The organism is Pedobacter nototheniae, assembly GCF_004335085.1.
Lineage (GTDB): Bacteria > Bacteroidota > Bacteroidia > Sphingobacteriales > Sphingobacteriaceae > Pedobacter > Pedobacter nototheniae.
Genome location: NZ_RQRS01000024.1, coordinates 1 through 13267, shown reverse-complemented (window position 1 = coordinate 13267; position 13267 = coordinate 1). Strand labels below are relative to the sequence as shown.

The window sequence follows — 13267 nt, the reverse complement described above, 5'->3', positions numbered from 1 at the left end:
GTTTATAAACGCATCATAAACCTGCCTTTTTTTTATTATAACAACAAAAGACCTACACTCCAACCCAACCATCCTGTGTAGTTAGTATTACTGAAAGAGAAATTTTTATGCTTTTCTTGCAACAATCCATAATTACCAATCTTTTCATTTTGCTTTGTGTAATACACATTTAATGATGGGCCACCTTGTATGGCAAGCCATTTACTCAGCTTAATATTTATGGGTAATTCTACTTTATTTAAAAGATTAAAATTATCCCAATTACCCTGATAAACATATTGCGCACTTAACTCTGGATTAATAGATAATCTTTTATAGACGTTAAGTTCGGTTCCAAAACCCAAGCCGCCTGTATAAAGTTTTGATGATGATTTATTATCAATTCCAACCATTAACATATTATATAAATGCTTACTACCACCTTTATAAACAAAATTTATAGGCGTAGTTTCATTAGTGCCGAATCCTATTTTATGATAGCCATTCATGGCTATATTTACTAAACCTATTGAATAACCATCGTTTTTCCCTGAAAAATTAATCAAGCCAACTTGTACACCTTTTAAAGTTTTCGCATAATTAAAAGGGGCTAGTTGTAATCCGTTAGCAGTTTTTGCAGTAATATTAGTTAAAGATGCAACTGCAAAACCGTTTACTTCTTTATTATAATTAGCAACACCTGCAATTTGAAATCCCGAACTTCTTCCATTTACAGCATTTCCGAAAACCCCAATTTGAAACCCTCTTTTATCACCTTTTACATGGTTAAATGTAGAAATCTGAACACCATCCGCATCTCCACCAATAGAGTTAAGACCTACAGAAACCTGCATTCCATTCATACTTCCCTTAACTCTGTTGTACACTCCGGCAACTTGAACACCTCGCATATTTTTACCAATTTGATTATAACCCAATCCTATTTGTAATGCATTGGAATTTCCCAGCACCGAATTAAAAAAACCTGCAATTTGTGTTCCCTGCACATTTCCGCCAACCAAGTTAAAAGCACCGGCAAACTGAAAATAACGCACATTAGTTTTGTTAATATTAAAAACGAGTCCTATTTCCATCCCATCAACTCCGGCACTATATGCGCCTATAGCATTAAACGAAAAATTATTAACCACTTGTCCACTTAGCGAGCCATGAGAATTTATTCCCGGAACGAGGGCAAATTGTATCGGTGCTTCAGAAATTAGGCCACCTAGATTAACAGATTGAATCCGTTGAGCTGTTGTAATAAATGCTTTACCTAAGTCAGTTCGTTCCACATCAAATAAATCGCCATCTACAAAACGTTCGTTTGTTTTATTATCGGTTCGGTCATCCGCAGATTCACTAATATTTATTTCTGCCAAGAAATAATTGGTTACTACTTTATAATTTTCTTTAGTAACCGTAAGAGCAATTGGTTGTGTTATATTTTTTAACCGCATCGAGAAATAGCCATTTTCATCAGAAAGCTGAGATTGAAGCAGAAATTTTTCATAAATACTTGCATTTTTTATCGCCTCACCCGTATGTTTATCTACAATTTGCCCCGTAATGGAGTAAGATTCGGCATTGCCTGAAGATTCTTTTACCATTAAAAGCAATTCGTTTGGCGCATATCTTATAATTACAAAATTGCCAGATTGATGGTATTCATATCTTTGATTTAGTATGAAATCAAGTGCATCAGAAATCGTTAAATTATTTTTTCGGATATTAATTACGCTATCCAAAGGCATAATAGTACTGTTGTAAGAAAACCTAAACTCGCCTTTTTGCTCAATCATACTCAGCACTTTTTTAAGGGGTTGATTTTCGATCTGCAACGAAATTTTCCGATTTAAAGTGGTTTGTGCATTTACCGCAAATGAGATACGAATAAGCAGGAAAAGGATAAACCAAAATTTGGTATAGAAATGCATGTGGAGATTAATTTATTTTAACTCGATAACTCCATTTTTTGTAACCACCTTAATTTTGAAAGTCTGGGCAATTATATTTAAAATTTCGTTCAACGGTTCATTTTTAAAAACGGTACTAATGGGTAATGATTTAATTTTAGGGTTATTGATAATGATATTGGCTTTAAACTTTTCGTTTAGTACCGGCACAAGTTCATCCAAAGGTGTATTATCACAAACCAACTCATTGGTATAATAATAGTTATAGAGTTTACCATTGTTAATAGCTTTATTTAAATGAGCTTGATTAGATTGTAGTTGCACACGTTCGCCCGCAATTAGACGAACACTATCTTTAGCATTATTCACTTTAACAATCCCAGTTTCTACAATTACAATCGTTTGGCCATTAATACTTTTAACGTTAAAAGAGGTACCTACAACGGTAACGGTTACATCATTTACTTTAATAATAAAAGGCTTTGACTTATTCGGTTCAACTTTAAAAAATGCTTCTCCTTTAAGATTAACAGCTCTATTTTTAGTAAAAAAACCTCCTTTAAAAGTTAGTGATGATTCTTTATTTAAAATTGCAACAGATCCATCAGGAAGAGATTTTGTAAGTATATTGTTTGCCGATTGAACATTTACATTACTTGCAATTGTGTTTAAATACACAAACCAACCCAAACCACAAACTACCGTAATGATGGCGGCAATGCGGAAAAACTTCAAAAACCCATTGCTTTTATTCTGCTGAATTAAACGTATATTTAATCGCTCTAATGCTTCATACTCGTTAATACTTTCATCATGCTGAAGTTTACTTTTCTCCAGAATAGTTTGTAAATCCTCAAAATATTTTTGATTTAAAGGATGCTCGTTTACCCACTTATCTACCTCAAAACGCTCCATTTCCGAAGCCTCATTTAGCAAATATTTGGCGAGTAAATCGTCATTTATATATGTATACTTTTCATCCATACGCTCACATCAAATAAATGAATAAGAAAATTAGAAAATCGACCATTTTTAAACGGAGAATTTTCAGGGCCTTACCCATTTGGTTTTCTACTGTTTTTATCGAAATGTTTAATGCATCAGCAATTTGCTGATATTTAAGCTGCTCAAAGCGACTTAATTGAAACACTTCCCTACATTTTTCGGGCAATTCATTAATTGCAACATGGATGTTTCGTTCCAATTCTGCCGCCATTAAATCTTTATTTAAATTGCCCATTTCATTTTTAGCCGAATCTGCGTAATGCAGATCAAATTTCGAACGCACTTTTTTATGTTTCAAGTAATTTAAACTTTCGTTGTGTACAGCCCGATAGAGAAATGATTTTAAATATCCATCTGTTTTAAGCTGCTCTCTTTTGGTCCATATTCTCACAAAAACATTTTGTACAATCTCTTCAGCATCATCACGATCTTTCACAATAGCACTGGCATAGGCATGCAAACTTTTAAAATGTTTAATAAAAACATCGTCAAAGGCAAGCTTATTTCCTTGTTTAATTAGTGCTATAAGATTGGTATCTTTACTTTCCAAGTGAGTTAATAAGATTGTTATTTGGTTTTTTTTATTCTTTATTGACCTATCTACTTCTGCTAAACATTCAAAATTGCTTTCAATTTACGTCTTATAATCACTTCTTTTAAAAATCCTGGAATAATTTTATCGAGTATCATCAAAAAGCGGTTAGCTATACCAGGAATAATTTCCTTTTGCCCTTTTAGCACGCCGTTTATTGCAGCTTTTGCTACAAACTCCGGCTCCAATATTGTTGCCTTTGCTATTCCTTTTAAACTGTGATTAAGCACTAACAATTCAGGTTTGGTATTAATGCCACCAGGGCTAAGTAAGCTAATACTCACTTTTGTGCCACTCAATTCTAACTGCAAACATCTGGTAAAATAACCAATAAATGATTTTGTTGCCCCGTAAACTTGTTTTTTAGGCACAATAAAATGACCACCTAAACTGCCCACATTTAAAATATAATTCTGCTCGTTTTTATTAATATGATTCAAAAATAAACGCGTTAACAATACCGTACTCGTGATATTTAAATCGATTTGTGTTTTGTAAAAATTAATGTTCTTTTCCTCAAACCACGACCAATTTCCAAGTCCGGCGTTATTAATCAACAAATTAATTTTAACTTGATGTTCGCTTAATTCTTTAAAAATATCATAGGCTGAATTAGTATCAGTTAAATCTTTCTCAATACAAAAAACCTTGCAATTAAAGTTTAAGCGTAAATAATTAGCTAGGTGATCCAGACCGCTATTTGGTAAAGAAACCAAAACCAAATCCATACCTCTGCCAGCAAGTTCTAAAGCAAAAGATTTCCCCAAACCTTCGCTTGCTCCGGTTACTAAAGCGGTTAACTTTTCCATAATATGTTTTTTTGTAAATGTTCAATAGTTTTACCAATCCCTATTGTAAATGGGGTTATCCTATAATTTAATTCGGTAATGGCTTTATTGCTATTGTATTGCTGGTTGCAGTTTAACCGATCAGCAAACTCTGGTAAAAAGTAGGGTGTCAAATTTAATAAGCGGGTTTTAAATGCTTCAAACTGGCTATATGCTTTAATTATCCTTACCGGAATTTTAAACAGATTTCGATTTTTCCCAGTAATTCTTCTTAGCGTTTCGAAAAAACTATTGAAGCAAATATCCTCTCCACCCAAAATATATCTTTCCCCATTACGACCATTCTCCATGGCTGAAACATGCCCGTTCACCACGTCATCAACAAAAACATAATTCGCAATTGCATTTCCATCACCAGGAATAAAATGCCAAGTACCGTTTATATAACCACTCACCATTTTACTAACGGTATTGCTATCCGTTACAGGACCATCGCCATAAACTCTTGACGGATTTACGATAACAACATCTAATCCCTTTTTTACATATTCTTTTACTTCAAGCTCTGCCAAATATTTTGTTCTTTCATAATTTATTGCAAAACCGACTGCACGAGGGTCATTCTCAGAAATTGGCAAATTTAAGGTTGGTCCCCAAACACCACAAGTTGATGTATGTACAACCCGTTCTACCCCTAGTTTTAAGGCGCAGGCCAATACATTTCGCGTACCTAATACATTGACATTATAGAAATCTTGTTCATTTTTACACCACATTTTAGCCATTGCTGCCGTGTGATAAACCTGATAGCAATCTTTCATTGCATTTTCCAAACTTTCAACTTCCAAAATATCACCTTTTACAAATTGAATATTTCGATGTGGTATAAGATATGGATGGTGAATGTTTCTGCACAATGCAACTACATCGTAGCCCATTTCCGCAAGAGTTAAACTCAATTTTCGACCAATAAAGCCTGATGCACCTGTAACCAGAACTTTAATGTATTTATTATTTACAGCCTCCATAATTAAACCCGCTCCATTTTAATAGTATACAAAGAATGATTGACTGTTACGGTTTTGCAAACGCCATCTTCAAATAAATAGTCGTTGTAATTTCCATCTGGTAGAGTGATTCTATATTGGTGATTTCCCTTTTTTTGAATAGATACAAAACATTGAAAGTTGTCAGAATATACTTCAGCAATACCTACAGGCTCTTTGGTGTACAAAAGCATCATATTATAGCTAATAGTCTGTTTTATTGTACTTATTTTTTTTCCAGACTGAAGTTGATAAACTTCATTTTGCAGATTTGTTTTTTTAGAGTCTTTAGTATCCCCATTAACGGTTCTGTTTACATCTGATGAAATTAATCTGCCGTTTTTAAAATGCGCAACATCCTCTGTTTCTACATCAATTTTAAAAATAAAACGAGTATTTACCTTTGAAGTAATTTTTAGAAATGTATTACTCCCCTCATCCTTCTGATTAAAATACATTTGACCGATAACCTCGCCATTTCGCTTAACATTATACCTACTACTTTGCTGTTGTGCAGGTAATTGTGAGGTAACAATCATAAAAACAATGGTCATTACTTGAATTTTTAAAGCTGATGCTTTTCTAATTAATGTTCTTTTGTGGATTTTGGGTGCAATGTATTTTTTGCATAACCAAATAATAAGTGCTGGTATCATATTATCTCTGTTAGGTTGTTTAGAGCTAATACAATCGTGATTAAATTTACCCCTATGTGGGCTGGTTATTTTCTGATAGCCGCGGACTTATTTTTCTGTTTAAGGCAGTGGGTGGGATTTGCTTGTGCTTCCCGAATAATTGACCATGCCGATTTAGAGGTTACGAAGAAACAGTGCTTTGGATTAGTTAGTGCGTTAGATGTATAGCTAAGCAAACTTTAAATTATATTACTGAATTATCCGATTACGCCCAGGCATAGCAGCATTTCGCAGAATAGCTCATTGGAATTCTTGTACTTACTTTCATTATCCGAAGAACCAAAGGAATATGCAGCGGGCGCAGGATTATGTGCTGGGCTAAGCTTCATATTACTGCTGTCGGAATTATAATGCTGCTATGCAAGAAAGGGTGCAAGCCTTGACTTTTGGGTACCTTTTTGTTAAGAAAAAGGGACGAAGCCCGTCTGGCAAGACAAACCTTTATTCCGCTGCCGCGGGGGCCTTATTCTTTTTGACAACAAAAAGAACCAAAAATTGTCGGCTCGCAATTTTTCTGTTTAAGGCAGTGGGTGGGATTTGCTTGTGCCTCCCGAATAATTGACCATGCCGATTTAGAGGTTACGAAGAAACAGTGGTTTGGACTTGTTAGTGAGTTAGGCAATCGCTAAACTAACTTTCGGTTATATTTTATCCCTTTCCGATTACGCCCAGGCATAGCAGCATTTCGTAGGATAGCTCATTATAATTCTTGCACTTAATACCGTTTTACGAATAACCAAAGGAATATGTAGCGGGCGCAGGATTGAGTGTTGGGCTAAGCCTCATATTACTGCTCTCAGAATTATAATGTTGTTATGCAAGAAAGGATGCAAGCCTTGACTTTTGGGTACCTTTTTGTTAAGAAAAAGGTACAAAGCCCGTCTGGCAAGACAAATCTTTTTTCCGCTGCCACAGGGGCTTCTCTTCTTTGGGCAACCAAAGAAGCAAAGTTGTCGGCTCGCAATTTTTCTGTTCAAGGCAGTGGGTGGGCTTTGGCTGTGCTTCCCGAATAATTGACCATGCCGATGGAGAGCTTAATTAAAAAACAGTGTTTTGGACTTATTGGTTGGTTAGACGATCGCTAAACTAACTTTCAATTATACCCCAAAATTTTCAATAAGAACACACCAAATAATTGATTACTATTCTACAGTAGGCTTTTCCTCCTCATCCTCTTTAATTTCAACTGTTGGATCAGTTAAAATTTCAGCATTGCCATCCTCATCTTTTTTGGCGAATAAAATAGGATATAGAAACCACAATGCTCCAATAATAAGCAAAACACCTGATAGCATTTCGAAATAAATACTTCCTCTTACTTCATGTGCGTCCATAATTTTGTAAGCAACGAATGAAAGTATCCCAGCTATAATAACAAATACAGCCTTCTGTAACTTTAGGAGCTTGATCATGGAATTTTCTTTTTAAGGGTAATGATATGAATTAAAACAAACAATAATCCAATTAGTTCAAGAAAACCACAAAAATAAAAACCATATAAAACAAAATCACGGTTTGTAGGATTAATCACGGCTACAATCGGCAAAGCCACAACAGCGACAACCATTAACGTAATTCCGATATTGAATAATTTCATGGGCAAAAGTATTTACAGCTAAAACTACCAAAATTCGGTCAAAAACTTTAACTTTGCATCCTTATTTTTTTTGAAGTTACTTGATTGATGTATAGGGAATTTAAACAATTAGACCTTGCCAAAATAGGGCAGGAAATATTAGATTTTTGGAAAGAAGAAAACATATTCGAAAAGAGTATTTCTTCCCGTCCGAAATCAAATCCGTTTACTTTTTATGAGGGTCCGCCGTCTGCCAATGGTATGCCGGGGATTCACCACGTAATGGCTCGTGCAATTAAGGATATTTTTTGCCGTTACAAAACAGTTAAAGGTTTTCAGGTAAAACGTAAAGCTGGATGGGATACCCACGGATTGCCTGTTGAACTTGGTACTGAAAAGGAATTGGGCATTACTAAAGAAGATATTGGTAAAACCATCTCTATAGAAGATTATAACGAAGCCTGTAAAAAAACAGTAATGCGCTACACCGATGTGTGGAACGATTTAACCGAAAAAATGGGCTATTGGGTAGATATGGATGATCCATACATTACCTATAAATCTAAATACATGGAATCGGTATGGTGGCTTTTAAAACAAATTTACGATAAAGGATTATTGTATAAAGGCTATACCATTCAACCATATTCGCCAAAAGCTGGAACAGGTTTAAGCTCTCACGAGGTGAACCAGCCAGGCGCTTACCGTGATGTAACCGACACCACAATTGTTGCACAGTTTAAAACTATAGCAACAAGCTTACCTTCGTTCTTACAACCATACGGTGATATTTATTTGATGGCATGGACAACAACTCCATGGACTTTACCATCAAATACAGCTCTAACTGTTGGTCCAAAAATCGATTATGTTTTAGTAAAAACTTTTAATCAGTATACATTCCTTCCAACAAATGTAATTCTAGCGAAAAACCTGGTTGGAAAACAATTCAGCAAAACCTTCTTCGAAAGCAATGAAGCAGAAGATTTTACAAACTTTAAGGCTGGTGATAAGAAAATACCTTATCAAATTCTTGCTGAATGTAAGGGAACTGAATTGGTTGGAATTAAATATGAGCAACTTTTATCTTACGCATTACCATATAACAACCCTGAAAATGCTTTTCGCGTAATTTCTGGAGATTTTGTAACCACAGAAGACGGTACTGGAATTGTACATACTGCACCTACTTTTGGTGCAGATGATGCTAAAGTTGCTAAAGAAGCTGTTCCTGAAGTGCCACCAATGTTGGTAATGGATGATAACGATATTCTTGTGCCATTAGTGGATTTGCAAGGAAAATTTACCAAGCATGTTGGTCCTTTTGCAGGAAAGTATGTAAAAAATGAATATTACAATACTGGCGAAGCACCTGAGAAATCAGTCGACGTAGAAATCGCAATTTTATTAAAAGAAGAAAATAAAGCTTTTAAAGTAGAAAAATATGTGCACAGTTATCCGCATAGTTGGAGAACTGATGAACCGCTTTTATATTATCCGCTAGATTCTTGGTTTATTAAAGTTACTGACATTAAAGATAGAATGTTCGATCTTAATGAAACCATCAACTGGAAACCAAAATCTACTGGCGAAGGCCGTTTCGGAAACTGGCTAAAAAATGCCAACGACTGGAATTTATCGCGCTCAAGATATTGGGGTATTCCTTTACCAATTTGGAGAACCGAAGATAAAAAAGAAGAGATAATTATTGGTTCAGTTGAAGAATTGTACCATGCTATAGAAAAATCAATCGAAGCTGGTTTCCAGAAAGAAAATCCTTTTAAAGGGTTCGAAATAGGAAATATGTCTGAGGAAAATTATAACCTGATTGATTTGCACAAGAATGTAGTTGATGAGCTAATTTTAGTATCTCCATCAGGTAAACCAATGAACCGCGAAAGTGATTTAATTGATGTTTGGTTTGATTCAGGTGCAATGCCTTACGCGCAATGGCATTATCCTTTTGAAAACAAGGAAAAGATTGATGGCAACGAAGATTTTCCTGCAGATTTTATAGCAGAAGGTGTAGATCAAACTCGTGGTTGGTTTTACACCCTCCACGCAATATCTTCGTTGGTTTTTGACAAGGTAGCCTATAAAAATGTGGTATCAAACGGTTTGGTACTGGATAAAAATGGGCAAAAAATGTCTAAACGCTTAGGTAATGCAGCCGATCCATTCCAAACCATTAACGAGTATGGCGCTGATGCTACCCGTTGGTACATGATTTCTAATGCAAACCCATGGGATAACTTAAAATTTGATATTGAAGGAATTGCTGAAGTTCGCCGTAAATTTTTCGGCACACTTTACAATACTTATAATTTCTTTGCTTTATATGCCAACATCGATAAATTCGAAATTGACAAAAACAATTTAAGCAAGGTTGAAGATAGAACAGAGTTAGATCGTTGGATTTTATCGTTATTACAAAACCTAATTAACGAAGTTGATGAGGCTTATAACGCTTACGAACCTACGAAAGCAACAAGATCTATTCAGGCTTTTGTTGATGAACATTTAAGTAATTGGTACATCCGTTTAAGTCGTCGCCGTTTTTGGAAAGGTGAAATGACAGATGATAAACGTGCCGCTTACGAAACGCTTTATACTTGTTTAGAAACCCTAACACAGTTAATGAGTCCTGTTGCACCGTTCTTCGCCGATTGGTTGTACAGAAATTTAACAGTAACGGATAAACAAGCAGAACAATCTGTTCACTTAACATTGTGGAACGATGCCGATGCAAGTTTAATAGATAATGCTTTAAATGAACGGATGCTTTATGCGCAGGATATTTCTTCGATGGTTTTATCACTACGTAAAAAATCGAGCATTAATGTTCGTCAGCCATTAGAGAAGATTTTAATTCCTTCTTTAAATGGAGATTTCGAGCAAAAAATATCAAAAGTTGCCGATTATATTTTATCTGAAACAAATGTTAAGCATATTGAGTTTATAACCGACACGCATGGCATTGTTAAGAAAAAATTAAAACCTAACTTTAAATCGTTAGGCAAGAAAGTTGGTAAGGATATGAGTATCGTTAAAGAGGCTTTAGAAAACGCTTCCCAGGATGATATACAACTTCTGGAAACTGAAGGTAATTTAACCATTAAAGGAAGTAACGATGCAGAATTTGTGATCGACTTAAATGGCGATGTAGAAGTATTTGCAGAAGATATCCCAGGATGGCAGGTTACAAACATTGGTAATCTTACTGTTGCACTGGATGTTACCATAACTGAAGAATTAAAACAAGAAGGTATTTCGAGAGAACTTGTTAACCGTATTCAGAATTTACGTAAAGAATTAAACTTTGAAGTGACCGATAGGATTAAAGTTAGGTTACAAAATGATAACTTAGTGGCAGCTGCAGTTGCTAAAAACAAAGATTACATTTGCGCGGAAATCTTAGCAGACGAATTTGAATTAACAGATGCTGTAAATGATGCAAACAAAATCGTTATCGATGATGTTGAGTTAAGCATTTCAGTAAATAAAATATAAAGAAATCCATTAATTAGTAAATTAAATCAATAACATGGAAAACAGTAACAAAACACGCTACTCAGACAGTGAACTACAAGAATTTAAAGAATTAATTCAAGATAAATTACGTGTTGCAAAAGAAGAACTTAACTCCTTAACAACTTCATTAAGCAACCCTAATGCAAACGGCACTGAAGACACTTCTGGCGCTTACAAAACATTAGAAGATGGTTCGGCAACTATGGAAAAAGAACAAATTAATCAATTAGCTGCTCGTCAGAAAAAATTTATTGATAACCTTGAAGCCGCTTTGGTTCGTATTGAAAACAAAACTTATGGCATTTGCCGCGAAACTGGTAAATTAATTCAAAAAGAACGTTTACGTGCAGTTCCGCATGCAACTTTAAGTATGGAAGCTAAATTAAAGCAAGGTTAATGAAAGGCTATACAAAACCTTTAATCCTGATCTTTCTGGTTTTATTGGCCGATCAGGCTCTTAAAACCTGGATCAAAACACATATGTACTTAGGCCAGGAATTTAATATTATTGGTAAGTGGTTTATCATTCACTTTACCGAAAATAATGGAATGGCCTTTGGAATGGAATTTGGAGGTGAGTTCGGTAAACTAGCTCTATCTTTATTTCGCATCGCTGCCGTAGCCGGAATTGGTTATGGTTTGCATTATTTAATTAAACAAAAATATCATCGCGGTTTAATTTTGAACGTTGCTTTGATTTTTTCTGGTGCACTCGGTAATATCATTGATTCCGTTTTTTATGGGAAAATATATGGTTATGAAAGCTGGTTTCACGGTCGTGTAGTAGATATGATTTACTTCCCGATTGCTCAAGGTCATTTTCCAAATTGGCTACCAATTTGGGGAGGAGAAGAATTTGTGTTCTTCAGACCTGTTTTTAACCTTGCTGACGCCGCAATTTCAATTGGTGTAATACTTATCTTAATTTTCCAAAAAAATTACTTTAAAGAAGACGTAAAGGATGATGTTAGCATTAACAGCGAAATTGTAGAAGATTAAGTTATTTTCATGATCAGCTTGTCCATAGAACAACAAACAAAAAAGTCCATTTCTTAATTGAAATGGACTTTTTTGTTTAATAATTGTAGCGCATATCATTGCTACACACAAAGTATTTCTAAAGGCTTTAATAAAGTCAATTTTATAGATAATAATATAAATAATTAAATTAGCATGCATTTCTAATGTTTATAGCCTTGAAACGGCAATTAGCATAACCTCATTAAATAATTATATGATTAATTTCTTAGATATATCTTACCTCAAAACTGGAAATGCAACACAAGTAAAAGCTTATTATATTCTAAAGAATAACGAAATCTTAAATAAACTTAAAGCATTCTCACCCATTCTTGTTGGCACTATTCCAATAAATATCGATATCGAAGGAAGCGATTTAGATATTGTTTGCTATGTTCAAAATAATGAAGAATTTAAACATAAGCTAAAGTTGTATTTTGGTAATGAAAAAGACTTTTTAATCTCTGAAAATCAAAAATACAATGCCATTAAAGTTAATTTTTTTCTTGAGAATTTTGAGATCGAAATATTTGGTCAGAATATACCAACGCAAGAACAAAATGCCTATCTCCATATGCTTATTGAACATAAGTTGCTATTAAAAAAAGGTGAAAATTTCAGAAAAGAAATTATTGCGCTAAAAAAACAAGGTTACAAGACAGAACCTGCATTTGCTAAACTCCTCGGGCTAAGAGGGAATCCTTATCAAGCACTTTTGAATTACTGATGAGCAGCTTTTAGCGGATCTATTTAAAAGTATTCAGGAGATATTCAGGAAAGGGATGTGCAGTATTTAATGGGTGCTGTAGTCCCGCCCTTCATTGCAATCTTTTTGGATAAGCTTTGGTAAAATTGAGGGATCTTAACCAAAAAGGATTTACATTCCGGTCAGGTTTAAGCTGAAGGGCATTGGTAGCAGCGGGAGATGAGAAAAGATAGGGCAAACTCCAGGGTTAAACCACAGTGCTTTCCTTGTTGGTTTAAATTTCCTATAAACTAAGAAAACCCTTGCGACATTAAGTTGCAAGGGTTTCTTTTAAGATTTGGCACCGACCTACTCTCCCACGTGTTACCGCAGTACCATCGGCTCTGGTGGGCTTAACTTCTCTGTTCGGAATG

At 34.8% G+C, this 13267-nt stretch carries 12 protein-coding genes and 1 rRNA gene; 4 read left to right on the top strand and 9 right to left on the bottom strand.

What is annotated here, in order from left to right; genetic code table 11:
- Positions 1-35 precede the first annotated feature (35 nt).
- The 8 genes from EHC72_RS18365 to EHC72_RS18330 all read right to left on the bottom strand — a co-directional run bounded on the left by EHC72_RS18365 (position 36) and on the right by EHC72_RS18330 (position 7618).
- Entirely contained in the window at positions 36-1916 is a 1881-nt protein-coding gene (locus EHC72_RS18365; protein ID WP_131539172.1) for an LA_2272 family surface repeat-containing protein, read from the bottom strand.
- Positions 1917-1928: 12 nt separating this feature from the next.
- Entirely contained in the window at positions 1929-2879 is a 951-nt protein-coding gene (locus EHC72_RS18360; RefSeq protein ID WP_131539171.1) for a FecR family protein, read from the bottom strand.
- 4 nt (positions 2880-2883) lie between these two features.
- A complete protein-coding gene (locus tag EHC72_RS18355) occupies positions 2884-3450 on the bottom strand; it encodes an RNA polymerase sigma-70 factor (RefSeq protein WP_211660331.1) in 567 nt (188 codons plus the stop codon).
- Positions 3451-3509: 59 nt separating this feature from the next.
- Positions 3510-4301, bottom strand: coding sequence for an SDR family NAD(P)-dependent oxidoreductase (locus EHC72_RS18350; protein ID WP_131539170.1), 792 nt, complete (start codon positions 4299-4301; stop codon positions 3510-3512).
- Positions 4289-5308: an NAD-dependent epimerase/dehydratase family protein gene (locus EHC72_RS18345; protein ID WP_131539169.1), complete on the bottom strand. Its 1020-nt coding sequence runs from the start codon at positions 5306-5308 to the stop codon at positions 4289-4291. The genes EHC72_RS18350 and EHC72_RS18345 overlap by 13 nt, the downstream gene beginning before the upstream one ends.
- A gap of 2 nt (positions 5309-5310) precedes the next feature.
- The gene (locus tag EHC72_RS18340; RefSeq protein ID WP_131539168.1) at positions 5311-5982 is read right to left on the bottom strand and encodes a DUF6134 family protein; all 672 of its coding nucleotides are present in this window, start codon (positions 5980-5982) and stop codon (positions 5311-5313) included.
- Between the two features lie 1181 nt (positions 5983-7163).
- On the bottom strand, positions 7164-7433 hold the full coding sequence (locus EHC72_RS18335; protein ID WP_131539167.1) for an isoleucyl-tRNA synthetase: 270 nt from the start codon (positions 7431-7433) through the stop codon (positions 7164-7166).
- A complete protein-coding gene (locus EHC72_RS18330; protein ID WP_131539166.1) occupies positions 7430-7618 on the bottom strand; it encodes a hypothetical protein in 189 nt (62 codons plus the stop codon). Before EHC72_RS18330 ends, EHC72_RS18335 begins: the two co-directional genes overlap by 4 nt.
- Positions 7619-7705: 87 nt before the next feature.
- Here EHC72_RS18330 and ileS point away from each other — a divergent pair, with 87 nt between their 5' ends.
- The 4 genes from ileS (at position 7706) to EHC72_RS18310 (ending at position 12875) form a co-directional block, all read left to right on the top strand.
- A complete protein-coding gene (gene ileS, locus EHC72_RS18325) occupies positions 7706-11107 on the top strand; it encodes an isoleucine--tRNA ligase (protein ID WP_131539165.1) in 3402 nt (1133 codons plus the stop codon).
- Positions 11108-11141: 34 nt separating this feature from the next.
- Positions 11142-11525: a TraR/DksA family transcriptional regulator gene (locus tag EHC72_RS18320; protein ID WP_131539164.1), complete on the top strand. Its 384-nt coding sequence runs from the start codon at positions 11142-11144 to the stop codon at positions 11523-11525.
- On the top strand, positions 11525-12127 hold the full coding sequence (locus EHC72_RS18315) for a lipoprotein signal peptidase (protein ID WP_131539163.1): 603 nt from the start codon (positions 11525-11527) through the stop codon (positions 12125-12127). Before EHC72_RS18320 ends, EHC72_RS18315 begins: the two co-directional genes overlap by 1 nt.
- Positions 12128-12362: 235 nt before the next feature.
- On the top strand, positions 12363-12875 hold the full coding sequence (locus EHC72_RS18310; protein ID WP_131539162.1) for a DUF4269 domain-containing protein: 513 nt from the start codon (positions 12363-12365) through the stop codon (positions 12873-12875).
- 314 nt (positions 12876-13189) lie between these two features.
- Here EHC72_RS18310 and rrf read toward each other — a convergent pair.
- Positions 13190-13267: ribosomal RNA gene (rrf, locus tag EHC72_RS23355) — 5S ribosomal RNA — on the bottom strand; the annotation flags it as partial.

Excerpts from the sequence above, each read along its gene's own strand:
- EHC72_RS18365 (WP_131539172.1), bottom strand. The coding sequence starts at position 1,916 with ATGCATTTCTATACCAAATTTTGGTTTATCCTTTTCCTGCTTATTCGT.
- EHC72_RS18360 (WP_131539171.1), bottom strand. The coding sequence starts at position 2,879 with ATGGATGAAAAGTATACATATATAAATGACGATTTACTCGCCAAATAT.
- EHC72_RS18350 (WP_131539170.1), bottom strand. The coding sequence starts at position 4,301 with ATGGAAAAGTTAACCGCTTTAGTAACCGGAGCAAGCGAAGGTTTGGGG.
- EHC72_RS18345 (WP_131539169.1), bottom strand. The coding sequence starts at position 5,308 with ATGGAGGCTGTAAATAATAAATACATTAAAGTTCTGGTTACAGGTGCA.
- EHC72_RS18340 (WP_131539168.1), bottom strand. The coding sequence starts at position 5,982 with ATGATACCAGCACTTATTATTTGGTTATGCAAAAAATACATTGCACCC.
- EHC72_RS18335 (WP_131539167.1), bottom strand. The coding sequence starts at position 7,433 with ATGATCAAGCTCCTAAAGTTACAGAAGGCTGTATTTGTTATTATAGCT.
- EHC72_RS18330 (WP_131539166.1), bottom strand. The coding sequence starts at position 7,618 with ATGAAATTATTCAATATCGGAATTACGTTAATGGTTGTCGCTGTTGTG.
- ileS (WP_131539165.1), top strand. The coding sequence starts at position 7,706 with ATGTATAGGGAATTTAAACAATTAGACCTTGCCAAAATAGGGCAGGAA.
- EHC72_RS18320 (WP_131539164.1), top strand. The coding sequence starts at position 11,142 with ATGGAAAACAGTAACAAAACACGCTACTCAGACAGTGAACTACAAGAA.
- EHC72_RS18315 (WP_131539163.1), top strand. The coding sequence starts at position 11,525 with ATGAAAGGCTATACAAAACCTTTAATCCTGATCTTTCTGGTTTTATTG.
- EHC72_RS18310 (WP_131539162.1), top strand. The coding sequence starts at position 12,363 with ATGATTAATTTCTTAGATATATCTTACCTCAAAACTGGAAATGCAACA.